This is a genomic window from Filobacillus milosensis (assembly GCF_004402015.1).
GTDB classification, from domain to species: domain Bacteria; phylum Bacillota; class Bacilli; order Bacillales; family Alkalibacillaceae; genus Filobacillus; species Filobacillus milosensis.
This window is the reverse complement of the sequence record NZ_SOPW01000010.1, coordinates 24,905-50,376: the sequence shown is the minus strand read 5'-3', so window position 1 is coordinate 50,376 and position 25,472 is coordinate 24,905. Positions and strand designations below refer to the sequence as shown.

The 25,472-nt window shown below is 41.1% G+C and carries 28 protein-coding genes and 1 pseudogene; 2 read left to right on the top strand and 27 right to left on the bottom strand.

All coding sequences use genetic code 11. The annotated features are described in order from the left end of the window. Position 1 precedes the first annotated feature (1 nt). The 24 genes from E3U55_RS10270 to paaA all read right to left on the bottom strand — a co-directional run bounded on the left by E3U55_RS10270 (position 2) and on the right by paaA (position 21,819). Positions 2–718 (bottom strand): hypothetical protein, encoded by a 717-nt coding sequence (locus E3U55_RS10270; RefSeq protein WP_134340343.1) that lies wholly within the window; start codon positions 716–718, stop codon positions 2–4. A gap of 52 nt (positions 719–770) precedes the next feature. Continuing rightward, positions 771–1,193, bottom strand: a complete 423-nt coding sequence (fosM, locus tag E3U55_RS10265; protein WP_134340342.1) for a FosM family fosfomycin resistance protein — start codon at positions 1,191–1,193, stop codon at positions 771–773. A 17-nt stretch (positions 1,194–1,210) separates the two neighbouring features. After that, positions 1,211–1,351, bottom strand: a complete 141-nt coding sequence (locus E3U55_RS17360) for a hypothetical protein (protein ID WP_153801932.1) — start codon at positions 1,349–1,351, stop codon at positions 1,211–1,213. A 575-nt stretch (positions 1,352–1,926) separates the two neighbouring features. After that, entirely contained in the window at positions 1,927–2,721 is a 795-nt protein-coding gene (locus E3U55_RS10260; protein WP_134340341.1) for an ABC transporter ATP-binding protein, read from the bottom strand. After that, positions 2,714–3,697: an ABC transporter permease gene (locus tag E3U55_RS10255; protein ID WP_134340340.1), complete on the bottom strand. Its 984-nt coding sequence runs from the start codon at positions 3,695–3,697 to the stop codon at positions 2,714–2,716. The genes E3U55_RS10260 and E3U55_RS10255 overlap by 8 nt, the downstream gene beginning before the upstream one ends. Positions 3,698–3,759: 62 nt before the next feature. Continuing rightward, positions 3,760–4,746 carry an ABC transporter substrate-binding protein gene (locus E3U55_RS10250; protein WP_134340339.1) on the bottom strand — a complete coding sequence of 329 codons (987 nt, stop codon included), beginning with the start codon at positions 4,744–4,746 and terminating at the stop codon, positions 3,760–3,762. Positions 4,747–4,800: 54 nt separating this feature from the next. After that, positions 4,801–6,243: a dihydrolipoyl dehydrogenase gene (gene lpdA, locus E3U55_RS10245; RefSeq protein ID WP_134340338.1), complete on the bottom strand. Its 1,443-nt coding sequence runs from the start codon at positions 6,241–6,243 to the stop codon at positions 4,801–4,803. After that, positions 6,244–7,455: a dihydrolipoamide acetyltransferase family protein gene (locus E3U55_RS10240; RefSeq protein WP_134340337.1), complete on the bottom strand. Its 1,212-nt coding sequence runs from the start codon at positions 7,453–7,455 to the stop codon at positions 6,244–6,246. It abuts the gene before it with no gap. Between the two features lie 12 nt (positions 7,456–7,467). Beyond that, positions 7,468–8,487 carry an alpha-ketoacid dehydrogenase subunit beta gene (locus E3U55_RS10235; protein ID WP_134340336.1) on the bottom strand — a complete coding sequence of 340 codons (1,020 nt, stop codon included), beginning with the start codon at positions 8,485–8,487 and terminating at the stop codon, positions 7,468–7,470. Between the two features lie 3 nt (positions 8,488–8,490). Continuing rightward, positions 8,491–9,546 (bottom strand): pyruvate dehydrogenase (acetyl-transferring) E1 component subunit alpha, encoded by a 1,056-nt coding sequence (gene pdhA, locus E3U55_RS10230; RefSeq protein WP_134340335.1) that lies wholly within the window; start codon positions 9,544–9,546, stop codon positions 8,491–8,493. Positions 9,547–9,571: 25 nt separating this feature from the next. Further along, the gene (locus tag E3U55_RS10225; protein WP_134340334.1) at positions 9,572–10,723 is read right to left on the bottom strand and encodes a Leu/Phe/Val dehydrogenase; all 1,152 of its coding nucleotides are present in this window, start codon (positions 10,721–10,723) and stop codon (positions 9,572–9,574) included. A gap of 23 nt (positions 10,724–10,746) precedes the next feature. After that, positions 10,747–11,142: a thioesterase family protein gene (locus tag E3U55_RS10220; protein ID WP_134340333.1), complete on the bottom strand. Its 396-nt coding sequence runs from the start codon at positions 11,140–11,142 to the stop codon at positions 10,747–10,749. 150 nt (positions 11,143–11,292) lie between these two features. After that, positions 11,293–12,303 (bottom strand): NAD(P)H-dependent flavin oxidoreductase, encoded by a 1,011-nt coding sequence (locus tag E3U55_RS10215; protein ID WP_228547529.1) that lies wholly within the window; start codon positions 12,301–12,303, stop codon positions 11,293–11,295. A gap of 512 nt (positions 12,304–12,815) precedes the next feature. Then, entirely contained in the window at positions 12,816–13,595 is a 780-nt protein-coding gene (locus tag E3U55_RS10210; RefSeq protein ID WP_134340331.1) for an enoyl-CoA hydratase-related protein, read from the bottom strand. A 6-nt stretch (positions 13,596–13,601) separates the two neighbouring features. Continuing rightward, positions 13,602–14,804, bottom strand: a complete 1,203-nt coding sequence (locus E3U55_RS10205) for a thiolase family protein (RefSeq protein WP_134340330.1) — start codon at positions 14,802–14,804, stop codon at positions 13,602–13,604. Continuing rightward, on the bottom strand, positions 14,801–15,676 hold the full coding sequence (locus tag E3U55_RS10200; protein ID WP_134340329.1) for a 3-hydroxyacyl-CoA dehydrogenase: 876 nt from the start codon (positions 15,674–15,676) through the stop codon (positions 14,801–14,803). The genes E3U55_RS10205 and E3U55_RS10200 overlap by 4 nt, the downstream gene beginning before the upstream one ends. Positions 15,677–15,707: 31 nt before the next feature. Next, positions 15,708–17,225, bottom strand: coding sequence for an aldehyde dehydrogenase family protein (locus E3U55_RS10195; RefSeq protein ID WP_134340328.1), 1,518 nt, complete (start codon positions 17,223–17,225; stop codon positions 15,708–15,710). Positions 17,226–17,247: 22 nt separating this feature from the next. Continuing rightward, a complete protein-coding gene (locus E3U55_RS10190) occupies positions 17,248–18,024 on the bottom strand; it encodes an enoyl-CoA hydratase/isomerase family protein (protein ID WP_134340327.1) in 777 nt (258 codons plus the stop codon). Between the two features lie 3 nt (positions 18,025–18,027). Continuing rightward, entirely contained in the window at positions 18,028–18,801 is a 774-nt protein-coding gene (locus E3U55_RS10185) for an enoyl-CoA hydratase/isomerase family protein (protein WP_134340326.1), read from the bottom strand. Continuing rightward, positions 18,782–19,099, bottom strand: coding sequence for an EthD family reductase (locus E3U55_RS10180; RefSeq protein WP_134340325.1), 318 nt, complete (start codon positions 19,097–19,099; stop codon positions 18,782–18,784). Before E3U55_RS10180 ends, E3U55_RS10185 begins: the two co-directional genes overlap by 20 nt. 18 nt (positions 19,100–19,117) lie before the next feature. Further along, positions 19,118–19,603 carry a 1,2-phenylacetyl-CoA epoxidase subunit PaaD gene (gene paaD / locus E3U55_RS10175; protein ID WP_134340437.1) on the bottom strand — a complete coding sequence of 162 codons (486 nt, stop codon included), beginning with the start codon at positions 19,601–19,603 and terminating at the stop codon, positions 19,118–19,120. A 39-nt stretch (positions 19,604–19,642) separates the two neighbouring features. Further along, positions 19,643–20,479: a 1,2-phenylacetyl-CoA epoxidase subunit PaaC gene (paaC, locus tag E3U55_RS10170; RefSeq protein WP_228547528.1), complete on the bottom strand. Its 837-nt coding sequence runs from the start codon at positions 20,477–20,479 to the stop codon at positions 19,643–19,645. Next, positions 20,455–20,814, bottom strand: a complete 360-nt coding sequence (gene paaB, locus E3U55_RS10165; protein ID WP_134340324.1) for a 1,2-phenylacetyl-CoA epoxidase subunit PaaB — start codon at positions 20,812–20,814, stop codon at positions 20,455–20,457. The genes paaC and paaB overlap by 25 nt, the downstream gene beginning before the upstream one ends. Positions 20,815–20,829: 15 nt before the next feature. Then, on the bottom strand, positions 20,830–21,819 hold the full coding sequence (gene paaA, locus E3U55_RS10160; RefSeq protein WP_134340323.1) for a 1,2-phenylacetyl-CoA epoxidase subunit PaaA: 990 nt from the start codon (positions 21,817–21,819) through the stop codon (positions 20,830–20,832). 250 nt (positions 21,820–22,069) lie between these two features. Here paaA and paaX point away from each other — a divergent pair, with 250 nt between their 5' ends. After that, positions 22,070–22,891: a phenylacetic acid degradation operon negative regulatory protein PaaX gene (gene paaX, locus E3U55_RS10155; protein ID WP_134340322.1), complete on the top strand. Its 822-nt coding sequence runs from the start codon at positions 22,070–22,072 to the stop codon at positions 22,889–22,891. A gap of 91 nt (positions 22,892–22,982) precedes the next feature. On the opposite strand, the pseudogene E3U55_RS17700 reads toward paaX, so the two are convergent. The 3 genes and pseudogenes from E3U55_RS17700 to E3U55_RS10140 all read right to left on the bottom strand — a co-directional run. Then, positions 22,983–23,072 (bottom strand): annotated as a pseudogene (locus E3U55_RS17700) (YnfA family protein); the annotation flags it as partial. A gap of 66 nt (positions 23,073–23,138) precedes the next feature. Next, complete coding sequence (locus tag E3U55_RS10145; protein ID WP_134340321.1) at positions 23,139–23,339, bottom strand: hypothetical protein; 201 nt, start codon at positions 23,337–23,339, stop codon at positions 23,139–23,141. Positions 23,340–23,576: 237 nt separating this feature from the next. Beyond that, positions 23,577–24,107, bottom strand: coding sequence for a gamma carbonic anhydrase family protein (locus E3U55_RS10140; protein ID WP_134340320.1), 531 nt, complete (start codon positions 24,105–24,107; stop codon positions 23,577–23,579). A gap of 162 nt (positions 24,108–24,269) precedes the next feature. Here E3U55_RS10140 and E3U55_RS10135 point away from each other — a divergent pair, with 162 nt between their 5' ends. After that, positions 24,270–25,256, top strand: coding sequence for an NAD(P)/FAD-dependent oxidoreductase (locus E3U55_RS10135; protein WP_134340319.1), 987 nt, complete (start codon positions 24,270–24,272; stop codon positions 25,254–25,256). The last annotated feature ends 216 nt before the right edge of the window (positions 25,257–25,472 follow it).

Genomic DNA, 25,472 nt, shown 5'->3' with positions numbered 1-25,472 from the left:
CTTAATTTCCTAGCTCATACCTATAAACTCTAACGACATTTGAAAGAAGACTTAACTCTTTCCATGCTTGGAGATAATCTTCCTCACTTGTCTGATCATTATCTTTCAAACTTTGAAGAATGGATGTACTGTTATCAACCCAGGAGATAACCTCTTCATTTTGTGCATACTCTCTGATATTTTGTAATCCATTTATTATCGATAAAACATTTTCATTGTTTTCTAATTCCGTTGGGCTATTACTTCCGTATAATTCAATCCACATCATAACAATCCCTAAATATTGGTCTTCTGTTGGATTACCTGAATTTATATCATGGTTTGGAGCAGCATATAGCATCTTTGTATCTTTATAGAATGCGTAGCCATTTTCATAAAAGACATGTTTAGAATATCCTTCTTTTTCATATGACCCTTTTTCAGGCAATTCATATTCCTTTATTAAGTTAAAAAAGGTATCTTGCTGATCATTTAACTGCGTTTCTATTAAGAAGCCTCGTCTATCTTCAAAGCAATGGGTCTGCTTTTGTTCACATATTTCTTTTTGTTTTACTAGCCTTAGGTCTTCTCGCCACTCAATTTCCTTATTAATATCACCTAGTATTGTTTCTTGGTTAAGGGTCGGTTGATTGTCTTCGATTGTATCCACAGTTTGATTCGTGCAACCAACAACAGTTATTAAACTAATTAATAATATAATGATTTTTTGCAATTTCAAGAAATCAGCCCCTAACAAATAGACGAAAACCTTCAATAAAAAGATTCTAAATTTACTCAAAAAACTCCATATGGCTTTTTTCTTCTTTATAGTAATTTAATCGGTCTTGTAACGTTCCTGTATGAAACTCAAATTTATGGCCATCTGGATCAGTGAAATAAATCGACTTCTTATCTCTTTCATCCCTGGTGCGGCCAGATAATATATGTACATTCAATTCTTTTAACTTATCGTACATCACATCATAATCTGCTTCCTCAATAGAAAAAGCAATATGTGTGTACGATTGGTTGATCTCATTACGGGGTATGTCTTTTTCTTCGTTCAGCGCCAACCACATACCATTTAAATCGAAATATGCGGTCGTTCTGCCTTTAACTAATAACTTGGCATCAAACACGTTTCTGTAAAATTCTATAGATTGTTCTAAGTCTGATACTGAGAACAAAAAATGGTTGAGACCTTTAATAGACAATATTTTCACCTCAAAACTCACATCTGATAATGCACAGGTACTATAATTTTAGTTTTCATTTTTCTTCTTAAAATTTCATCAACTAGCCAGAAAATAAATGAAGCGATTAATGGTGCCCAATAATAAATAGGGGCATTTAATACAGGATCGAAACTCACGCTAATTAAAACCCTATACTAACGTGAATGGAAAATGCGACTATACTTCTAATACCGCTGCTTATTAGCATAGTGATTAAATCAGAAAGTATAGAAATAAGTATCCCCACTACAAATATGACTGGCGCAGCAATTAAGAGAGTGAACATAAACATCTTAATTACTTCTACCAACATAAGCGGCCCAAATGGATAGAGTATCATCGTTAATACCGTAAGAATCATTGCTGTTAAAGGACTGGTGATAAAAAATGTATATAATTTTCGCTTAATCATCCAAACACCTCTTAACAACTATGATATTTATACCGATTTTAACATAATTTTCTAATTATTGTGTCTTTATTTTTAAGAAGTGAATCTCTAATTAAAGTTTGAAATGTCCGGAAAATCGATTGAATCCTCCGGAAAAATGTAACATTTAAGAATTTTCGACAAAACTTTGTCTGGATGCATCAAAAAAAGCTCCGGAATGGCATATAATTTGTCCGGTTAATAAGGGGGTTGCGCTTCTTAATTGCCACTTACTATAAAAAATAAAGAAAAAATCACGTGATCATCACGTGATTTTTCATTCTACCCTAATACCGCTTTATCGCTTTCAATTTGTTTTCCGCGAATACGCTGGAATTCATCCAGTAGATCTTTAATTGTTAGGTTTTGTTTTTCTTCGCCTTTAATATCAAAAATAATTTGGCCTTTATCCATCATGAACAGACGGTTTCCTAAGTCTAAGGCCTGCTGCATGTTGTGGGTTACCATTAGTGTGGTTAGATCAAACTTGGATACGACATCAGCTGTGATTTTCGTTATTAATTCAGCTCGAGACGGATCTAGTGCAGCTGTATGTTCATCTAACAAAAGAATATTAGGCTCAGTGAAAGTTGCCATCAACAATGATAAGGCTTGTCGCTCACCGCCAGATAATAAGCCAACTTTAGCATTCAAGCGATCTTCTAATCCTAGGTTGAGTGTTTCAAGATATTCACGAAAGTAGTCTTTTCGTTTTTTGTTAACCCCTGGAACGAGTCGGCGCTTTTTATCTCGGGCATAAGCCATGGCCAGGTTTTCTTCAATTGTCATGGATGGTGCTGTACCGGCCATTGGGTCTTGGAATACGCGTCCAATCATTTTAGAACGTTTATATTCAGGAAGGTGAACAACATTTTTATCATCGATTAACACATCGCCCACATCAGGAATTAAGCTACCTGAAATAACGTTCATGAGTGTTGATTTACCAGCACCGTTACTTCCAATGACCGTAACAAATTCACCTTTTTTAAGTTCCAAGTTTATACCTTGTAGTGCTTTTTTTTCATCAGGTGTGTCTTCATTAAATGTTAAAGATACGTCATGTATTTTAAGCACTGGCCTCACTCCCTCTCTGATTCATGAGTGCTGCACGTTTCGCTAGTCGACGCTTTTTCTCACGTCTAGCTTGTAAAGCTTTTGGAGTAACAAGTGCGGCGATAACTAATACCGCAGTGATAAGCTTCAAGTCACTTGGTTCTAGGAAGTCGACTCTTAATGCTAGGGTGATTACCACTCGGTAAATAATTGCTCCTCCAATTACGGCAAGGGTAACTCTTGCGATCGTCTTTTTACCAAAAAGTGCTTCACCAATAATAACTGATGCTAAACCGATTACGATCATACCGATACCCATGTTAAGGTTTGCGAATCCACCATGCTGAGCAACTAATGCACCTGATAATGCAACTAAGCCGTTGGATAATCCGATTCCAATGATAATTAAAAAGTTCGTATTGGCAGACAGACTTCGAATCATTTTTTGGTTATCACCTGTTGCGCGAATCGCTAACCCGATCTCTGTTTTTAAGAAAAAATCGAGTAAAAACTTAATCGCAATCGTGACAATACCCATTATGATAAAAATTGCCCAAGTGGTTGGGACGCGCTCTGCACCGATGAACATACTATTCAATACAGAATCAATTCCAGATGACCAGAACGATTCAATTTGGCTAAACAATGTTGTTTCATTAAGCATTGATACTGTGGGCTGTCCCATGAATCTAATATTAATTGAATACAAGGCAATCATCATGAGAATCCCTGAAAGTAATGCATTAATTCTCCCTTTTGTGTGAAGAATTCCTGTAATACAACCTGCGATGAAACCGGCAAATGCCCCAATTAGAGTTGCCATGATGGGTGACATCCCGTTTACTATCAACATACCGGTAATACCAGCACCTGTTACGAAACTTCCGTCTACAGTTAAGTCGGGGAAATCTAATACTCGGAAGGATAGGTAAACTCCTAAAGCCATAATGGCGTAGATGACTCCTGATTCAAATGCACCGAACAATGATATTAGCATGACGTCCTCCCTCTCGTTATGTAATCAGTAAAGCAGGCCTATGCCTGCTTTACGTCTTATACTTATTCTTCACTTTCTACAAATTGAGCGTCTTCATCCCAGTCTTCATGCCATTCAACATTCTGCTCTTCAGCAGCAGCTTTGTTAATGAATAGTTGAATTTCTGGTGGATATTCTGGCGCAATTTCATTTGGCGCTTTTTCACCTTTTAAAATTTGTGCTGCCATTTCACCTGCACGATACCCAATTGTGTGGTAATCAATACCGAATGTTGCAAAACCGCCTTTTTTAAGTGAGTTAGGCTCACCTACAATCATTGGTATGTCTTGATCGTTTGCAACACCAACCACACTGTCTAAAGCTTCTACTACTGTGTTGTCTGTTACGATAAAGAACACATCAATGTCACTTACAAGCGTTGTTGCAGCTTGTTGTACTTCAGAAGCATTTGCTACTGTACGTTCTTCCAAGCTTAAGCTTGTGCCTTCAACAGCAGATTTGATTGCGTCAATCTGCGCAACTGAGTTTGCTTCACCTGCATTGTAAATTAAACCAACTGTTGCACCTTCAAAGTATTTGTCGATAAATTCGACTGTTGTTTTAATCGCATCTGGGTGAAGGTCAGATACACCTGTAATGTTTTCACCCGCTTCATCCATTGAAGGAACTAAGTCTGCAGCGACTGGATCAGTTACCGATGTATAAACAATCGGAATGTCCTCAGTTGCGTTTAAAGCACCTTGCGCACTTGGTGTTGAGTTCGCAAAAATTAAGTCAACATTATCAGCAACAAAACCATCCGAAATGGCTTTAACATTGTTTTGATCGTTTTGTGCATTTTGATAATCATACTCAACTTCTAATCCTGCATCAGATAAAGCTTCTTTGAAACCTTCATAAGCTAAGTCTAGTGACGGGTGCTCAACGATTTGTGTTGCACCAACAACGTAAGAGTCACCATCTCCGCCTGAACCACTGTCTTCCCCACATGCAGCTAGTAAACCAAAACCAATTACGGCTACTGCCATCATTTGAAACCATTTTTTCATTTTACATCCCCCTCTTTTTTAATGAACCTTTTTGATTCAATGCCTCGGTTAAAATTAAAAACTCCTTTCTTTAATTTTATCCGGTTGTTTCTTAGGTGGATTATGAATAGCTTGACCTGAAAGAGCTTCAACTGCTTCAAGTAAGCTTTCATTCGTACTTGGGTGTGCAAACAATGGAAACCTTATGTCTTCTACTTTTGCTGCCATTTCAAGAAGTTGTACGAAGGTACTTGATAATTCTATAGCACCTTCTCCAATCATATGGATACCAAGAATAATCTCGGTTTTTGCATCACTAATTACCTTTATGTTGCCATCTGTCTTTCCAGTGACTTTTGCATAGCCATTGGCATTTAGATTGAACTGCCCGACTAAGTAGTCTAAGTTGTTTTCTTCCGCTTCTTGCTCAGTTAATCCAACTGATGCGACAGGTGGATTCGTATGCATAATCGTTGGTAAAAACGTAAGGTCTGCCTCGACATTTTCACCTGCTATGGCTTCTGCAGCGACCTTCCCTTGTTTTATCGCTTTAACCGCAAGTGATGGACCTTCTGTGACATCGCCAATGGCGTAAATAGTAGGTACTGAAGATTTCATCGTATGGTCCACAATGATATGGCCATCCTCTGTTTGATCAACGCCAAAACGGTTAATTCCGAGTGATTGAACGTTAGGCTGTTGATGACCACTTGTATATAGGTGTGAACCCTCAATGGTCTGCTCTTTTCCTTTATGATCCGTTAGTTTGACCGTGACCCCTTCATCCGTTTCTTCAATGGATTGAAGCGAATCCTGTTGAATGATTTTGATCTTTTTCTTTTTAAATGTGCGCTTGAGCTCTTTTTCTATCGATTGGTCTAACGAAAGTTCGCCTGTTTGGATGAGCGTCACTTTTGACCCAAACGATTGGTAAGCTGACGCCATTTCAAAAGCTATATAATCATTGCCATAAATTAAAAGATGGTTTGGGATTTCAGTTAGATCGAATAATTCATGTGATAACAATATTCGTTGACGTGCTTTCGGAAATTCTTTTGGTAAAGCTGCTGTACTTCCCGTTGCAATAATCGCATGTTTAAAGATATACGTATCGAATTGATGACCATATTCCACTCCAATACGGTCTTCTGCCGTAAAGGTTGCCTTACCTTTTAGCACTTCAATTTTATTTCCCTGGCAAAGTGATTGAACGCCTTTTTGAAGCTGTTCAGTTATTTTATTTTTATAGGTTAGTAGTTTGTCTAAATCTAACTCGGGTTCATTAACCCCTATACCCATCTCTTGCATTTGGGGCACTTCAGATATTTTTTTACCTGTATGTGTCCATACTTTAGAAGGGATACAGCCGCGATTCAGACATATTCCACCTAGATCCGTTTCCTCAACGAGTGTCACTTGAAGACCTAGCTGGGCAGCACGGATGGCTGCTGTATAACCACCTGGCCCACCGCCGACTACAATGAGATCGCGTTCTTCTGTGATTTCTCCAACAACCATTTATATCATCTCCAGCATGAGTTTGTTCGGATGTTCGATTAAACCAGCTAATCGATTCGTAAAGGCTACAGCCGTTGCTCCGTCTGCCACACGGTGATCAAAGGACATCGATAGATTCATCATATGGCCAATAACAATCTCGTTATCATCTGTAACGATCGGTACTTTCTTGGTTTTATGGAAAGCGATTAAAGCTGTTTCTGGATAATTAATAATTGGTGTCGCACCTGTACTACCAAGAGGCCCAACATTACTGACTGTAAACGTACTATTTTGTAAGTCAGCGTGTTCCAGCTTTCCTTCTTTTGCTTTATGCGTTAGCTCTTTAATCTCACTATGAATCTGTTGAATCGATTTTTGGTCGGCATGATGTACAACAGGGACTATTAAGCCGTCTTCTGTATCTGATGCCATTCCGATATGGTAGTCTTTTTTCAATATAATTTTTTCATTTTCTTCATCGAGTTCAGCGTTGAATACTGGGAAGTCTTTTAACGCGATTGTAAGTGCTTTAACTAGGTAGGCAGGGACTGAGACCGATACTCCTGAGGCTTTTAGTTCCTCACGAAGCTCGACTAATCGCGTCATATTTATTTCATCAAAGTGTGTCACATGAGGTATGGTGTTGATTGATTTCGTCATTTTTTGTGCGATTTTTTTCCTAATGCCACGGAACGGAATTTCATCTGGCTGAGTTGGTTTTGCTATTGATTTCGATTCAGTCGCGGGTTCAGCTTTTGGTGTTTGGTTACCATTGATAAATTGATAAACATCTTCTTCAGTCACGCGTCCAGATGGATCTGACGGTTGAACTTCTTCGATATCAATTCCGTTATCACGGGCAATTTTTCTAGTATAAGGTGTAGCTAACACTCGATTAAGTGTTGTTTGCATGCGTTTTGGCTGCATAGGTTGATTATTGGCTTTAGCCGGTTTGCGATTTTCTTTTGGTTCAGGTTCTGACGTTTGATTCGCCCCTTCCCCTTCAATATATAAAAGGGTCGTTCCAACTTGCACCGTTTCTCCAACAGGAACGATAATTTCTTTAATGGTTCCTGTTCCAGGTGATGGGAGTTCAGCAACCATTTTATCGGTTTGTACTTCGACTAAGGGCTGGTCAGTTTTAACTGTATCGCCTTCTTTAACATGATAGTGGACGATTTCTCCTTCAGTCATTCCTTCTCCAATATCGTGTAGTTTGACTTCTAACATGGGCTCCCCTCCTTAGAAATGCACCGCTTTTTCGATACTTTGTAAAACACGCTTAGGCGTTGGCATGTAATGTTCTTCTAATGCAAAGAACGGAACCGGAACATCAAATCCTGTTACACGTTCGATTGGCGCTCTTAAGTATAAGAAGGATGTATCATTAATGACAGACATAATGTCATTACCTAGGCCGCCCGTTCCATGTGCTTCATGTACAATCACTGCACGACCTGTTTTTTGAACCGATTCGGCGATCAAGTCACGGTCTAATGGGTAAAGTGTTTTTAAATCAAGCACTTCACAGCTCATTCCTTGCTGTTCAGCTTGTTTAGCTGCCTGCTTAGCAACAGGTAACATTGCACCCCAAGCGATCACCGTCACGTCTGTACCTTCTTGTACTTTTTCACCTTTACCGATTTCAACGGAATACTTACCTGTTGGCACATCTTCACGCTGTGCTCGGTAACTGCGCATCGGTTCCATGAATAAAACCGGGTCCGGGTCTTCAATAGCAGCGATTAATAACCCCTTAGCGTCATATGGCGTTGCTGGGCAAACCACTTTGATTCCAGGCATATGGGTGAAAAGTGTTTCCGCACTGTCTGAGTGGACTTCCGGCGCGCGAATGCCTGCTCCATATGGTGTACGAATGACCATTGGAACTGAAAAGTGCCCCATCGTTTTCATTCGAATACGTGAAACGTGCGTCATGATTTGGTCATAGGCTGGGTAAACAAAGCCCATAAACTGCATCTCAGCAATCGGTTTAAAACCATTAACCGCAAGACCGACAGATGTGCCGACGATTCCCGCTTCAGATAATGGTGTATCTACCACGCGATCTTCACCAAAAATCTCTTGAAGACCTTCAGTTGCACGGAACACACCGCCGTTTTTACCGATATCTTCACCGAGTATAATTGTTGTATCATCATGTTCAAGCATAGTTTTCATCGCATCGTTAACCGCTTGAACCATCGTGAGTTGTTGTGTAGTTTCTTTTTGTTCAGATTGCTTTTCCATTTTTACATTCATGCCTTATTCCCTCCCGATCAGTTCAAGATAGGCTTCTTTTTGTTCAACTAATTGTGAAGGCGTGTTGGTGAACACATGGTCGAATAAATCTTCCGGATTAGCTGGTGGATATTTTTCCATCGCTTCAAGTGCTGACTCGACCTCTTCAGTTAGCTCTGTTTCGATTTTCGCAATCCATTTCTCATCCCAGAAATCATTATTTTTCATATAGTTTTCTAATCGTTCAATAGGGTTAATGACATCTTCCCCTTGACCTTCAGGGCGGTATTTGGTTGGGTCATCGGCAGTTGTATGTGCACCTGTTCTCCAAGTCACGGCCTCAATTAACGTAGGGCCTTCCCCTTGCCTCGCGCGTTCGACTGCTTTCTTGGTTTCAAAATATACCGAGAACACGTCGTTCCCATCAATACGGACACTCGGGATATCATACGCTAACCCCTTTTGAGCGATTGTTTTTGAATTCATCTGTTTTTCAACCGGTACTGAAATCGCATATCGGTTATTTTGGTTAAATAAAATCGTTGGTGTTTTAAATACACTGGCGAAATTCAAACCTTCATGAAAATCACCTTCAGAAGTTGCGCCGTCACCAAAATAAGCGATTGCTACATTTTTAGTCCCTTTTCGTTTTTCTGCCCATGCGGCACCTACTGCATGTGGAATTTGTGTTGCAATCGGGACAGCGGCAGGGAAAATGTTTTTACCTTCTGGCGGCACACACCCTTCAGCACGACCGTTCCAGTATAGGAATGTGCGTGTCATATCCGCTCCAAAAGTGAGGGTTGCCCCGTGGTCACGATATGTAGGGAACACCCAATCCTCTGAATCTAGCGCTAGCACACTACCAACCTGTGATGCTTCCTGACCTTCAAATGGTGGGTAGGTTCCGATACGCCCCTGTCTCTGAAGACTGATCGCTTTTCGGTCAAACAAGCGAATGCGACTCATATGATAGTAGAGCTTTTTTACGAGCTCTTCATTGATTTCTTTTTCATAACTTGAATCTATTAAATTCCCTTGATCATCGATGATTTTTTTAATAGGAAATTGTTCTTCCATATCCATCCCCCCAAATCCATTTTAATTAATAACGTATGTTCCATTTCGGGCTAATAGTACGTGTATAGAAGCTATTTCGTTTTGCTCTAGCTTCCATTAAATTTTCACAGAAGTGATTCGCTGCTTCGACTGTTGAGATTTGGTTCATTTCAGCTGTTTTATAAACTTCAATCATCGTGTTATAAATTTCTTTTGTTTTAGCTAAAACGCGGTCTTTATTTGGACCATACAGTTCATCTGTGACTTGAATGAGACCACCTGAGTTAATGATGTAATCAGGTGCATAAAGAATACCTTTTTTAGCTAAATCAACACCGTGCTCTTCTTTAAGCAGTTGATTGTTAGCTGCACCGGCGATGGCTTTAAATTGGAATTGTTCAATGGTCGTGTCATTGATAATCCCGCCTAAAGCACACGGAATGAAAATATCTGCTGGTTGACGATAGATATCGTTAGCATCTACCAGTTCAAGCGTGCCAGGGGATTTCGCTGCGTGCTCTTGAATTCGATTGATATTATTTTGGTCAATATCCGTAACGTAGACCCTTGCACCTTCTTCGAGTAATCGCACAGCAACCTTGAATCCGACTTTTCCAAGACCTTGAATCGCATAAGAAACAGGCTTAAGGTCTTCATGTCCGAAAAGCATTCTATTTGTAGCTTTCAGGCCGTAAATGACACCTTGTGCGGTCGGAATCGACGAATCACCGCCTCCTCCGTATTCTTCAGGAAGTCCTGCGATATGATTTGTCTCCTTCATTGCGTGCACGAAATCTTCAAGTGTCGTTCCCATATCTGTACCTGTGTAAAAACGGCCATGTAAAGACTCAACGAACTGACCAAATGCACGGAATAGTTCTGGTGTTTTATCCGTTTGAGGGTTGCCAATAATAACGGCTTTCCCTCCACCAAAATCGACATCAGCTGCCGCGCACTTATAGCTCATACCTTTTGATAGACGTAACACATCATCAAGTGCGGCATCGAAATTTTCGTAAGGCTGCATTCGACAACCACCTATTGCAGGGCCAAGTTTTGTGCTATGTATGGCAATAATGGCTTTAAGATTCGTTGAAGGATCGTTACAAAAAACGACTTGTTCGTGCTCAGCCATTTTGTCGATTAATGAAAGGTCTTTATTTTTATCTCCTTGAAACGATTGAGTTGCGAAGCTCATATTCATCCTCCTAAATTAGGAATTTATTTATTAGACACAATCTTCTTTTGAATCATTTCTTTAGGTAAAATCACTTGTTTGACTTCCCCTTTTCCAATCAATTGGTCATTATGTCGAGCTTCTACAGTTGTGAGGACTAGTTGATTATCGCGAAATTCTGTCAGAGTTGCTGTAAGAGTAACATTGGCATGTTCTGGAGCTGCATCGATGTGTTTAACCTGTACAGCGGCTCCCATCCCTTCTTCATGGTCTTCTAGAAAAGGAAGAATAATTTTTCGTGATACCCATTCCATGTGGTACACCATTGCGACTGTTGAATAAACAGGGTGAACCACATTGCCTTCAAAACTAGCAAACATGTCTTCAGTCACTTGTATATGGATGGTCTCTTGTCGACCAACTTCCATACCAGGTTTCATATCATCGCTCACCTTCTGTACAGTATTAAAGCGCTTTCATAACTCGCTAAAAATTTTTATATAACGATATTTTAACGCTATTTTATCACTGCGTTATAATGTTTTCAATAACTTGTTAGAATAATCGCCATTTTCTAAAAATTATATATTTCATGTGTTTAGAGTTAAGTTTTTAAGTTGGCTTTGCATCTGCTCTGAAGCTTGATAAACCATACCTTCAATCAGTTCCTGAACCGTTGGAATATCAGTAATGAGCCCTGCCACTTGACCGCTGTTTAGGAAGCCATTATCTAGGTCACCTTCTAGTGCACCTCTCGCATGTAATTCCTCTGAAGTCATGTCGCGGTATTGATCTTGGGTGAGACCTGATTTTTCTAGGTTCGTGATTTTTTCTGCATATGGGGTGTTGAGAATTCGTCGGATTTGGCCAACAGTTCTTCCGATAATCACGGTTCCCGTACCGTTAGCTTCAAGTACTTTGTTTTTATAATTGTCATGGAAAGGTGCTTCTTGTGTCGCGATGAACCTTGTTCCCATTTGGACACCAATTGCCCCTAGCATGAGCGTTGCTGCAAGACCTTTTCCATCACCAATTCCACCTGCTGCAAGTACTGGGATGTTCACGTTTTGCACGATTTGCGGTATGAGCGTGAACGTTGTGAGTTCAAGATTCGAGTTAATCCCTGCTGCCTCGTACCCTTCAGCGACTAGAATGTCCGCTCCAGCTTCCTCAGCTTTTTTCGCATGCTTGACTGATGCAACAAGCGTCATAACTTTGATGCCGTGCTCATGAAGTCGCGGAATATATGGAGCTGGATTTCCCGCAGATAGTGATACGATAGGAACTTTGTGTTTAATTACTAGGTTGATTAGCTCTTCTGCGTGTGGTGATACCGCGAGCGCGATGTTCACCGCAAATGGTTTATCAGTACGTTCCTTTGTTTCCGTGATGATTCGATCGACTTCTTCGGGCGTCATCGTACCGCAACCGATCGTTCCGAGACCACCTGCATTTGATACGGCTGATGTGAGCTGAGCATTACTGATATTACCCATCCCACCTTGTATAATTGGATATTGGATATTTAACATTTTGCATACGTCGTTCATTATTGTGACCTCCTTAGTTAGCGATGCTTCTGGTTGATTGCGTGAGTGCAACAATTATTTTTGCGAGTGCAACAATTAATCTCGCGAGTGCAACAATTATTTTTGTGAACGCTCAATTATCTTCGCGAGCGCTCATTTATTTCCGTGAACGCTCAATTATCTCCTCGAGCGCTCATTTATTTCCGTGAACGCTCAATTACCTTCACGAGCGCTCATTTATTTCCGTGAACGCTCAATTATCTCCTCGAGCGCTCATTTATTCCTGTGAATGCTCAATTACCTTCGCGAGCGCTCACTTATTTCCGTGAACGCTCAATTATCTCCTCGAGCGCTCATTTATTCCTGTGAACGCTCAATTACCTTCGCGAGCGCTCATTTATTTCCGTGAACGCTCAATTATCTTCGCGAGCGCTCATTTATTTCCGTGAACGCTCAATTATCTTCACGAGCGCTCATTTATTTCCGTGAACGCTCAATTATCTTCGCGAGCGCTCATTTATTTCCGTGAACGCTCATATCTTTCTACGAACGCGCATTGATTCCGGTGAGCGCGCATATCCGCTCTACTTCCCAGTAAAATTCGGGGCACGCTTCTCGCTAAATGCCTGCAGAGCTTCTAGGCGATCTTCAGTCGGTATCGTTAGCTCATAAGCTTTTGCTTCGATGGCTAATCCAGTTTGAAGGTCGGTGCTCATGCCGCGGTTGATTGCGTACTTCGCTTGTTTAATGGCGACCGGGCCGCTTTTGAGCATATCGCCAGCTAATGCCTCGCACGTTTCCATCAACTTTTCTTTTTCAACGACTTTTAGTAAAATTCCAAGATCTAAAGCTTCAGATGCTGTAATTTTCTTAGACGTAAAAATCAGTTCTTTGGCCTTCATTTCACCAACTATTCTTGGCAGTCGCTGGGTTCCGCCTGCGCCTGGGATGATTGCCCAGCTTGTTTCGGTCAATCCCAACTGCGTATTAGACACAGCAATTTTAAAATCACAGGCTAGCATTAGTTCAAATCCACCGCCAAAGCAGTATCCGTTAACCGCCGCAATCGTAGGCATTGGTAACTCTGCTAAACTGTTCGTCATATCTTGAATGGCTTTTACGTTACGACGGACCTCGGATTCATTCAACGTTTTACGTTCCTTCAAGTCCGCACCTGCGCTAAAGGCTTTCTCTCCGGCGCCGGTTACAATCAAAACCCTAACGTCAGAATCTACATGAATCGCCTTAATCCGCTCCTGTAAATCGCACAGCATCTCGTAGTTCATACTATTCAAGGCTTCTTCTCGATTCAACGTCAGGTAACCGATTCCGTTTTCTTTATGAAATAGTACCGTCATGTGCATGACTCCTTAATCGATATTTTCAACCATAGATGCGATGCCTTGGCCGACACCGACACACATTGTGGCCAGGCCATACTTGGTATCCTGTTTTTTCATTTCATGGATCAAGGTCGTTAAAATTCGTGCACCACTTGCGCCAAGTGGATGACCGAATGCAATCGCACCACCGTTTACGTTTACCTTAGAAGGATCAAGCTCCAATTGACGAATGCACTCCAACGACTGTGACGCAAAGGCTTCGTTCAACTCTATCAGTCCAATGTCACTAACCGAATGTCCTGTACGTTTTAATAACTTTTGAGTCGCAAAAATTGGACCTAATCCCATAATAGCGGGTTCGAGTCCTGCTGTAGCACCACCCACAAATTTAACTAATGGTTTCAAACCGAGTTCGCGAGCCTTATCGGCACTCATAACTAACAAAGCTGATGCGCCATCATTAACCCCGGAAGCATTACCGGCTGTAATCGTTCCACCTTTAAAAATGGGTCTCAATTTCGACAGCTTCTCCAAACTCGTTGTTGGTCTTGGATGTTCATCATCCGTCACTGTGATTTCGTTACCCTTACGATCGTGGTACGTCACAGGTACGATCTCTTCTTTAAAACGATTCGACTCCACTGCTTTCTTCGCTCGCATCTGACTTTCATAAGCAAATTCATCTTGGGCGTCACGAGAAATTTCATAACGCTCCGCTACATTTTCAGCCGTTTGAGGCATTGTATCTGAACCGTACATCTCTTCCAGCTTTTTATTCGTAAAGCGCCAACCGATTGTTGTATCATACATTTCCATGTTGCCACGCGGGAATTCTTTTTCCGGTTTGGCCATTACAAATGGCGCTCGCGTCATGCTCTCAGTTCCCCCAGCGATAAACACATCTCCTTCACCGACCGCAATGGCACGGGCAGCATACATCACGGCATCCATGCCAGAACCACATAATCGGTTTACCGTCGTACCAGCGACTTCAACGGGTAAACCGGCTAACAACGCAGACATTCGTGCCACATTCCGGTTGTCTTCCCCAGCCTGATTGGCATTACCGAGAACGACTTCTTCAATCAACTCTGGCGCGACATCACGATTTCGCTCTAGTAATGCCTTAATTACGATTGCACCTAAGTCATCTGGACGAATATCTTTTAAAGCACCTTTATATCTGCCAATTGGCGTTCGTACTGCATCGACTATAACGACTTCGTTCATTTTTTAACCAACTCATCTTTCTCTGTGTAATCGTAAACGCCTTTACCCGTTTTTCTACCTAAACGACCGGCTTTGACGTACTGTTCAAGCAATGGTGCCGGGCGATATTTTTCACCTAATGTTTCGTGTAAGTACCTTAAATTATTTAAACGAGCATCTAAGCCGACTAAATCTCCGAGCTCTAACGGCCCCATAGGATAATTCAGTCCTAGTTTAATAGCTTTATCGATATCCTCAGCTGTCGCGACGCCTTCTTGAAGCATATGAAAAGCTTCATTTCCCACAAGTGCACTAATTCGACTGGTTACAAATCCAGGGAATTCGTTCACTTCAACGGTTTCTTTCTTCATCTGGTGAGAAACATTTTGGATAATCGATACCGTTTCATCGCTAGTTTCTAAACCTCGTACGATTTCAACCAGCTTCATTTTATGAACAGGGTTGAAAAAGTGCATGACCGCCACTTGGTCAGGGCGCTTAGTAAAGGACCCTAACTCAGTTGGACTAATGGTTGATGTATTAGATGCTAGAATCGCATGATCAGGTGCATGAGCATCAGCTGTTTCTAGGACATGCTGTTTCATATCTCTTTTTTCTGGCACAGCTTCAATCAACAAATCGCACTGACCCGAAGCCGCTTCCAAATCAGTTGTCGTATGAAGGTTATTCAATAGATTTGTTTGCTGATCTTCTGTTAATTTTCCAATTTGAATGCCTTTATCTGATGTTCGTTTAGCGTGCTGGTAGGCCTGGTCCAACTGTTCCTTAGACACATCTACAAGGGTAGTTTGAAAACCTGAAAGGGCCGAGACATATGCAATGCCTCGCCCCATCACTCCAGCACCCACAACTGTAATGTTTTGAATCGTCATGGACACTCTACCTTTCTATCAAGCTATGTTTTTATACATTAAACGGATTAAGAGGCTTTGGTCCGTAGTAAGATAAAACGCTCTTATCTTCCATATATAAATCTAGTGTTTCAACAGTTAGCTCACGTCCGAAACCAGATTGCTTGTAGCCCCCGAATGGTGTTCCTGGGAATGCAGAGAATGGGCTATTCACCATAACAATACCTGCCTGGATTTGATGAGCGACACGAGTTGCACGCCCTTGGTTTGTCGTCCAGATTGCTGAACCTAAACCATATTTCGTATCATTCGCACGCTTAATCACGTCTTTTTCATCCGTAAACTTCTCAACTACAACTACTGGTCCGAAAATTTCTTCTTGAACAGCTTTCATATCAGGTGTCACATCAGTAATAACTGTCGGTGCATACCAGTGGCCATTTTCGTGACCTTCAGGGTGTATTTGTTTACCACCTGTCGCAATTGTCGCACCATCTTGAATCGCTGATTGTACATAACCATCAATCACTTCTAGTTGATCTTTACTAATGATTGAACCAAGGTGTGTTCCTTTATCCATTGGATCACCAGAAACAAGTTTCTCTGTCTTTTCAATGAATTTTTCCATAAACTCATCGTAAATTGAGTCATGAACAAACATGCGAGAACGCGCTTCACATGATTGACCTGTGTTGAAGAAAATTCCGAATAACGACCCTGCAACAGCCGCTTCCATATCTGCATCTTCAAACACGATGTTTGGCGATTTTCCACCAAGCTCTAATGTAAGACGTTTCAATGTTTGCGATGCTTTTTCCATAATGTCTTTACCTGTTGGCGTTGAGCCAGTAAAAGCAACTTTATTTACGTCTTCGTGCTGAACTAAGTAATCCCCAACTACGGCACCTGAACCTGGAATTGTGTTGACAACCCCTTCAGGCACACCCGCTTCATGACAGATTTCATTTAAAATAATCGCGGTAATTGGAGTCAAAGATGCTGGCTTAATTACGACCGAACAACCCGCTGCAATCGCCGGAGCAATTTTCCAAGCTGCCATCATCATTGGATAGTTCCAAGGGATAATCTGTGCACAAACACCAACAGGCTCTTTGTGTGTATAGTTAAAGAATCCATAAGGCATGTTATTGACTTCACCACGGTGACCAACAATCGCACCTGCGTAAAATTCAAAGTCCTCAATCGACTGGTTGATCTGTACAGTTGCTGCACCTACAGATTTACCACTATTTAAAACTTCCATTTGAACTAATTCTTTAAAACGTGAACGCATAATCTCGGCAATTTTATTTAAAACGCGAGCGCGCTTCCCTACTGGGTATTTGCGCCATTTACCATTGTCAAAAGCGTTACGTGCTGCTTGAACAGCTTTTTCCGCATCCTCTTCATTCGCTTTCGCAATCGTAGCCAATGATTCGCCTTTAGCCGGGTTAAACGTTTCAAATGTGTCACCCGAACTGCTTTCTACACGCTCACCATTAATAATCATTGAATAATGTTTACGTTTCATTTCGCCAACTTCTGTAATCGCTTCTTTTGTTAATTCCATTTCGATTCACTCCTTCAATTAATTATTGACCTGTATACGTAGGTTGCCGTTTTTCTTTAAATGATAGGACACCTTCGTGATGATCTTTGGATTGACCCGCGATGCGCTGCGCATACGCTTCTTTTTCCAAAAATTCATCGTAGGACTCGTGCATGCTATCCATCATGTAGCGTTTCACTAACGCTATCGACTTGGTTGGCATACCCGCTAAGTTTTGAGTAAATTCATTCACCTTTTCATCCCACTCATTATCTTCAACAACTTCTGTCACGAGACCAACTGCATAAGCTTCCGTTCCTGTCATCGGTCTCCCTAAGACGGTCATCTCCATTGCTTTCGCATATCCAATTAAGCGTGGCAGATGATACATCATTCCTGAATCAGGAATTAACCCGATTCCAACAAACGCACTCACGAACTTAGCGTCAGGCTTCATTAATCTGAAATCACAAGCTAAAGCTAAACTCATCCCTGCACCAGCAGCTGTTCCATTGATAGCAGCAACTACAGGCTTTGTTGTGTCCTTAAGTTGCTTTAACATCGGCTGATAACGTTCTCTTAAGAACTCAGCATGGTTTGTGTTTTCATCAACGTCCTGCAAATCTTGACCGGAACAAAACGCTTTACCTTCACCTGTAAAAACAACACAGCGGACATCATTATTTTTATTAGCAACCTTTAATGCTTTTGTGATTTCTTTGTTCATTTCTTTCGTGAAAGCGTTATAAGCTTTCGGACGGTTCAATGTAATCGTTGCCAGTCCGTCCTTTTCGCTATAATGAATCGTTTCAAAATCCATCTTTTACACCCCTTTAAAATTAGGAGGTCTTTTTTCGACAAATGCTTTCATACCTTCTGTTTGGTCTTCAGAATCAAAAGCAAGGTAAAAATTCTTCCGTTCGAGTCTCATGCCTTCCCTCAAAGGTAAATCCCCAGCTGCTCGAACAGCTTCTTTAATTAAACGAACAGAGATCGGGGCTTGTTTAGCGAGTGAATGAGTAAATCTCATCGCCTCTTCTTCAACAAGCTCTGGGGCTACCACTCGGTTAACGATGCCTAGCGACTTCGCTTCGTCCGCATCATGCATCTCCCCAAGCCAAATCCACTCTAATGCCCGACGCTGCCCAATCGCTTTAGTAAGTAACTGCGTGCCACCTGCACCAGGCATCACGCCTAGCTTTACTTCTGGAAATCCAAATTTAGCATCCTCACCCGCTATGATTAAGTCACAATGAAGCGCCAATTCAAAAGCACCACCAAGACAAAAACCATTTACCGCAGCAATGATCGGCTTTTTAATTAATGTCATCCGATCCCATACAGCAAACGGATCTGTAAGCTCAATCGAGAGTGGTGTATCTTCCAACATCTCATCAATGTCTGCCCCTGCCGCGAATACTTTATCATTCCCTTTAATCACCATCACGCGAATTTCAGGGTTGCGATCGTACACTTCTAATTGCTCAACAATTTCATCTACCATCTGCCGGTTTAATGCATTCAAAACCTTCGGGCGATTGAGCTGAATCACCCCAACTTGACCCTCTTCATAAACCTTAATTAACTGATGGGACATTTACTTCCTCACCAATCACTAATGTCACAATATCACCGGCAAACTTCATCACATCTTTACCAGATGCTTTTCCTTCGTCTGTCTTCATTGCTGCTTGCAAGGATTCATGATCGTCATAGAACATTTCGCAAAGTAAGTAGTAATCCGTTTCCCCCATTGGCGAACCTACAATTTTTGTTACCTTCATATCTCTTAGTCCTGGAATTTTCTGTGTTAAAGGTGTATGTGTATTGAAGTAGTGCTCATCGAACTTCTCCTGATCCTCCGGTTTCTTGTAAATAGCGATTAATTTTACCATTTAAAATTCCCCTCTCATTTAGTTAATAACGTAATCCACCACAGGTTTCATGGCTTCAAACGGGTTTCTACAAGACGTACAATATAAAATACTTCGACAAGCCGTTGGGCCAAACACATTTTCCATCGATGTGTAATCAGATCCACAATACGGACAATCGACTGTCCACTCTTCCCCTGGACGGTAGTTTTCCGGTGGTGGTGCAATGCCGTGTTTTTTCAGTTGGCTTTTCCCTTCATCTGTAATGGCGTCGGTTGACCATTTTTCCTCAAATGAAAATTGAACCTCACAGCCTTTAACCCAATCCACTTCTTCTACCGCTGTCTTCACATTCTTTTGAATAAAATCTAGTGCCGGACACCCCGCAAATGTAGGCACCATCGTAATAAAAACGTCTCCTCCAACTACGGTGACCTCATGAACCATCCCAAGGTCCGCGACACTAACATTCGGAAGCTCTGGATCATCGACGGTTTTTAATACCGCTCGAATTTCTTCCTGCATATGATTGTTTGGCAAAATGATTCACCCCCAAGATGTGACTTACCAAATCGCTTCCTTATCACTCATGTAAACTTCAGATAACGTATTTAACGCTTGATCTAAATCCTCTGTATGCTCACCTTCACGACCACTGCCGTACTTTTTACCGATTGGAGTAGAAGGTAAGTTTTCAATCGTTTTCGATACTTCATTTATCCAACGTTCTTTTAGCTCATCTTCCCCAATGATTAAACCAAAGTGCTCGATTTCTGTTGCTTGCGTGCCGTACTCTAATACATCCCCGAACTCTTCCCATGCTTCGTTGAGTCTTGCTTCAATTCGTTCGCGAGCCTCTTCTGTTGAGTTCAGCAGCTGCTTCATCCAGATTTTCCAATGTGCTAAGTGGTAAGGCTGTTCCATTAAAACCTTCCCCGCAATATTGGCAAGTGGTTTATATGAACTCTTTGTAATCGCTTCCAATTTCACTTTTTTAAAGGTTTCATATAAAAAGTTACGAACAACCGTTAACGCCCAGTCGTAATAAGGTTCTTCTAAGTAATTACCTTCACCATTTTTCTTCTCTAAGTAGATGCCATTGCGTCTGACACTTGGATGACGTTCATGAGCCAGCATATCGATTTCGCCTTCCCCTAGATCCTCTAACAGCTGATAAAACATAAATGCATGCCCCATCGTGTTTTGAGTAATTGAAGAAAAGGCGACATCTTCTTCAATATGAGGCGCTAATCCAAGCCACTCGGATCCGCGAAAAGAAATGAGAAAATCATCATCGGCCAGCTGGTAAATCAACTCTTTGAGTGCCGTTAAGTAAGCTGCATCTTTCTTTGCTTCTTCGGCTGTAAGTACTTCCGTCATTTCTTCTTCACCTCTTTCCAAGACAAGATCTCTTTTTCATCGAGCATGCCTTGTTCTTTTTCTTTCCACTTCTGTCTTAAATAGCCGTAACCTTTTGTCCGGCGGTAATCTTTGTTATCCAAACGTTTCGTCCAATTTGAGCGCTCTTCACTCGTCATTCGACGAACGTTACTACTTTTCACGACCCAGACATCGAGAACATCTTCACGTCGCATGAAGTTTTCAACGGCCATGCTTAAGGCCATTTCTTCATTAGGAGCAAGTAAGCTGAACTGGTGCTGAATCGGTGCTTTTACGCTCTTTTTACTAAAGACCTCATATTCTTGATAAAAGTTAGATTCTTGACTAGTGCCCATCATTTTCTCCCCCTTTTAAGACCCGACTTTATCTGCAGCCAATGCCTGACGAACCCAACGATTGTTTTCATAAGCAATCTCTCTTAAACGAAGACGCTCCTTTGAACGCGGCCCTTTATTTTTAATAATCTGTTTAAATTCATTCCAGTCAGGCTGTTGGTAAACCCACTGTTCTTTTTCTTCATCGTAATGAACCGTTTCATCCGGCACCGTTAAGTCTAACGAGAACACACGCGGCAAGTACTTATCTAAAAATGCCTGACGCAGTTCTTCATTTGAGCTTTTACGAATTTTGTATTTAATCATAATATCCTGCTTCGATGACCCTGTCGTTTCGGCTGATGCAGGACCAAAAAACATAAGAAGTGAAGGCCACCAGCGGTTTAACGATTCTTGTAAAATTTCGCGTTGATAGTCTGTGCCTTCAGCCAAAGCCATAATAATTGCTTCACCGTGCTGCGCGTGGAATACTTCCTCTTGGCAAATTCGCTGAAGTGCACGCTGATAAGGACCGTATGAAGCATCCAGCATATTCGTCTGCGAAATAATCGCCGCTCCGTCTACGAGCCAACCAACCATACCAGCATCCGCCCAAGTTTTTGTTGGCATGTGGAATACGTTATGGAATTTCAAATCACCACTAAGCATATCTTCTATGATATCTCCACGATCTTTGCCGTAAGGTTTCATTAAATCTTCCGCTACACGTAATAAAAGTTGCCCGTGCCCCATTTCATCTTGAACTTTGGCCATAATGCCGAGCTTTCGCTTAAGTGTCGGTGCCTTAGGTGTCCACTCTTTCTCAGGAAGCGCACCCATAATCTCACTAATCCCGTGCATCGATATAAGTTTAATTAACCCTTGACGATAATCTTCCGGCATCCAATCATCGGCTTCGATTTTCTCACCCGCTTCAATCCGTGCCATAAACTGATCATATTTCTCCTGGTCTTCCACGACACCCCTAGAATCCCCTGAACTGCCATACTCTAAATAGTTATACATATAGCACATCCCCTTATTACGTTTGTTTAACGTAATCGTATCAAAACGTTATACTTTTTACAATAAGAAATTTAAATTTTCAAAAAAATACACTTGAACTTTAAATTCCACTGTTCTATTCTATGAACATGAAACTACTGGCATTCGTTATTAACCATGGCGTTAGATAAAAATTAATGAATGAATAATAGTTCATCTTGTAGTAAAATAGGCTCTGCACTCAACTAGATGAATAAGGAAAGGATCTAACATGGATAAACAATTTAATACACGTTCTATGATTTTTACGTTATATGGAGATTACATACGCCATTACGGCGACGTTATATGGATTGGTAGTTTAATCAAATTACTTAAGGAATTCGGACATAATGAACAATCGGTGCGCGCAGCCATCTCTCGCATGAGTAAGCAAGGCTGGGTCCAATCCGAAAAAAGAGGAAACAAAAGCTATTACTCTTTAACTGAACAAGGGAAAGCACGTATTGATGAGGCTTCTAAGCGAATCTATAAATCTGAATCACCATCTTGGGATGGTAACTGGCGCATTCTTGTGTACACGATCCCTGAAAACCAACGCCATTTGCGTGATGAGTTGAGGAAAGAATTAGTTTGGAGTGGATTCGGGTTGTTGTCCAACAGCTGCTGGATTACACCCAACCCATTAGAAGAGCAAGTCCACCGTTTAATTGATAAATACGATATCTCTTCTTACGTATCATTCTTTCATGCATCGTATGAAGGCATGAGCGACCCTAAAAGTTTAGTAGAAAAATGCTGGGATTTAGATGAAGTAAATGAACGATATTCGGAGTTTATTAAGGAATATAGCGAGAAGTATTATATTGATAAAAATATGATTGAAAAAGGTGAGGTTAGTGACGGGGCTTGTTTCGTGAAGTGTGCCGCACTCGTTCACCAGTACCGTAAATTCTTATTTGTGGATCCAAATTTACCGGCTGAACTGTTGCCTGATCAGTGGTTAGGCGATTCAGCGGCTGCGTTATTTGCAGATTACCACGAACTGCTAGACGGGCCAGCTACCCGCTTCTTTGAGTCAGTTTTTGAATAGAGCAATGAGGAAACGCAGGTTAATGACCTGCGTTTTTTAATGGCGAGATGCAAAGAGCATAATTGACATACCAGCTAGACATACACCAGCACCCACCCATTTCCCAATACAATGGTTTGCTTTCGCGGAGCCATTGCCAGATAAGGTAGCCTCCTCCTATTTCAGCTAGTCCAGCAAAAATAACACACTAAAACACCTTCAGTTTTATATTGGTCGGAGTAACCTACTCCGTTTTAAGTCAAATTTGTCATCCACCTTCAGTACAAGTCATACTTGAACTGTTAACGTGGTTATTAAGTCTTTTCAACAAGGGTTCAAGCTCTGTATCTGACAATAGCTGTTCCAACGGTTGTTCTGTCAAAGGAACTTGGTATGCATCAAAAATGAACCTTGTCTCTTCCCACACCTTAACAATAGCTCGAGGTGACATGTTAGGTTGAATTACCACTTTGAAACCCTCCCACTTTAGCAAATATGTATTAATATTATCACAAAACGCTGATGCACTGCTTTCACCGGTTGGGCAGATAGCTTATTAATTTTGTACGAATTCATTATTGGCGGTTTTTAAAACAGCCCTTCCGAGAATAATCGGAGGGACTGTTAAACTAATCTATTGGGCTTTTCAACGAGCCTATTGGGCTATTTTGGGTTTCTATTGATCTTTTTGCAGAGAAGTCCGCGTTTAACGAGACAACTCTTCAAAAATCTCCGAATCTCTAAACTCCTGTCCCTTCTTCGCATACGTATCAATCGTCTCACGGATTATATCCATGTCTTTATCAGTCAACTCACGTACGACTTTTGCTGGTGATCCGAGTACTAAAGAACGCGGTGGAATTTTCTTGCCCGATGGGACTAAGCTATTTGCGCCAATAATCGAGTATTCTCCAATTTCTGCTCCATCTAGTACCGTCGCCCCCATCCCTACGAGCACACCTTTTCGAAGCGTGCATCCGTGAACGATGGCATTATGGCCCACCGAAACTTCATCTTCTAAAGTTAATGGGAACTTCTCATATAAATGGGCCATTGAATTCTCTTGAATATTACAACGTTTACCGATGCGAATTGGTCCTTCGTCACCTCTCACTGTCACGTTGAACCAGACGCTAGATTCTTTACCAATTTCAACATCACCAATGACTTGTGCGCTATCCGCAATAAAAGCTGTGTCGTGAATTCGTGGGGTCTGATTTTTGTAACGATATATCATATGTGTCCCTCCCTATTAATCTGTCTTCTCAATATAACATAATTTCGTCTTACGTTTTATTTTCATCTGACGTTGACAGCTAAAAACTAGTTTTGTATTCTATTATATAACATATAATTAAACGAACGTTATTATTTTGTTATACTATTGGGAGGTTATTGAATGAAAACGTACGATATTACCATCATTGGCGCTGGGCCAGTCGGATTGTTTACTGCTTTTTATGCAGGAATGCGAGAAGCATCTGTTAATGTCATTGATAGCATGCCGCAAGTTGGCGGACAGTTATCGGCACTTTACCCAGACAAGTATATTTATGATGTGGCGGGCTATAAAGGTGTTAAGGCTCAAGACCTGGTAGATGATTTATATGATCAGGCTCAAACTTTCTCACCCACCATCCATCTTGAAGAATCCGTACTTAATGTTCAGAGATTAGAAGAACACCTTTTTGAAATTACCACAACAAAAGGCACACACTACTCAAAAAGTATTATCATTACAGCAGGAGCAGGAGCTTTTCAACCACGAAAACTAAAAGTTGAAAGAGCGGAATTATATGAAGGTAAAAACTTACACTATTTCGTTAAAAACCTTGATGATTTTAAAGATCGACGTGTCCTCGTATGTGGCGGTGGCGATTCAGCTGTTGACTGGTCGCTTGCGTTAGAACCCATTGCCAAGGAAGTTACACTCATTCATCGACGACCAAATTTCCGAGCACACGAGCACAGTGTTACCCAGCTTGAACGATCAAGCGTTAAAATAGTCACTCCCTATGAAGTTGGAGAAATCATGGGTAATGAAGAACTCATTGAACAGGCCCTACTGAAAGAAGTCAAAGGTGAGAAGACACAACTGCTTGAAGTTAACGATGTCATTGTGAACTACGGTTTTGTCACATCATTAGGTCCATTAAAAGACTGGGGACTGGAGATTGAGAAAAACTCCATTTGCGTTAATTCAAAAATGGAGACCAACATACCAGGCATTTTCGCTGCGGGCGATGTCTGTACTTATGAAGGAAAAGCGAAGTTAATTGCGACAGGGTTTGGCGAAGCGCCGATTGCCGTCAACCATGCCAAAGCTATGATCGACCCGAAAGCTAAACTTAATATTCATAGCACACACTTGTTTGCAAAGTCATAAGATGTGAGGGACTTGAAAAAAATTTATTCAAGTCCCTTTTCTTTTTTAATTTTTATGTTATAGTTGCCTTAAGGAAACATTTATTCTTTCATACAACTTTTTTAATAAAATTAGGCACATTTATGAAAAATCAACATATATTTTTATTAAAAGTTTTTCCGACATAAATTTTTTTGGTCAAAAAGTTTCCTCAAGGAAACATATTGTCCATAACGA

Coding starts and splice junctions, on each gene's coding strand:
- E3U55_RS10255 (WP_134340340.1), bottom strand. CDS start 3,697: ATGCTAATATCATTGTTCGGTGCATTTGAATCAGGAGTCATCTACGCC.
- E3U55_RS10250 (WP_134340339.1), bottom strand. CDS start 4,746: ATGAAAAAATGGTTTCAAATGATGGCAGTAGCCGTAATTGGTTTTGGT.
- lpdA (WP_134340338.1), bottom strand. CDS start 6,243: ATGGTTGTTGGAGAAATCACAGAAGAACGCGATCTCATTGTAGTCGGC.
- E3U55_RS10240 (WP_134340337.1), bottom strand. CDS start 7,455: ATGTTAGAAGTCAAACTACACGATATTGGAGAAGGAATGACTGAAGGA.
- E3U55_RS10235 (WP_134340336.1), bottom strand. CDS start 8,487: ATGAATGTAAAAATGGAAAAGCAATCTGAACAAAAAGAAACTACACAA.
- pdhA (WP_134340335.1), bottom strand. CDS start 9,546: ATGGAAGAACAATTTCCTATTAAAAAAATCATCGATGATCAAGGGAAT.
- E3U55_RS10225 (WP_134340334.1), bottom strand. CDS start 10,723: ATGAGCTTCGCAACTCAATCGTTTCAAGGAGATAAAAATAAAGACCTT.
- E3U55_RS10220 (WP_134340333.1), bottom strand. CDS start 11,142: ATGAAACCTGGTATGGAAGTTGGTCGACAAGAGACCATCCATATACAA.
- E3U55_RS10210 (WP_134340331.1), bottom strand. CDS start 13,595: ATGCACATGACGGTACTATTTCATAAAGAAAACGGAATCGGTTACCTG.
- E3U55_RS10205 (WP_134340330.1), bottom strand. CDS start 14,804: ATGAACGAAGTCGTTATAGTCGATGCAGTACGAACGCCAATTGGCAGA.
- E3U55_RS10200 (WP_134340329.1), bottom strand. CDS start 15,676: ATGACGATTCAAAACATTACAGTTGTGGGTGCTGGAGTGATGGGGCGA.
- E3U55_RS10195 (WP_134340328.1), bottom strand. CDS start 17,225: ATGGAATTAACAAAAGAAGCGATTACAGAAGTTGGCGAAATGAAACGT.
- E3U55_RS10190 (WP_134340327.1), bottom strand. CDS start 18,024: ATGGATTTTGAAACGATTCATTATAGCGAAAAGGACGGACTGGCAACG.
- E3U55_RS10185 (WP_134340326.1), bottom strand. CDS start 18,801: ATGTCCCATCAGTTAATTAAGGTTTATGAAGAGGGTCAAGTTGGGGTG.
- E3U55_RS10180 (WP_134340325.1), bottom strand. CDS start 19,099: ATGGTAAAATTAATCGCTATTTACAAGAAACCGGAGGATCAGGAGAAG.
- paaD (WP_134340437.1), bottom strand. CDS start 19,603: ATGCAGGAAGAAATTCGAGCGGTATTAAAAACCGTCGATGATCCAGAG.
- paaB (WP_134340324.1), bottom strand. CDS start 20,814: ATGGGCACTAGTCAAGAATCTAACTTTTATCAAGAATATGAGGTCTTT.
- paaA (WP_134340323.1), bottom strand. CDS start 21,819: ATGTATAACTATTTAGAGTATGGCAGTTCAGGGGATTCTAGGGGTGTC.
- paaX (WP_134340322.1), top strand. CDS start 22,070: ATGGATAAACAATTTAATACACGTTCTATGATTTTTACGTTATATGGA.
- E3U55_RS10140 (WP_134340320.1), bottom strand. CDS start 24,107: ATGATATATCGTTACAAAAATCAGACCCCACGAATTCACGACACAGCT.
- E3U55_RS10135 (WP_134340319.1), top strand. CDS start 24,270: ATGAAAACGTACGATATTACCATCATTGGCGCTGGGCCAGTCGGATTG.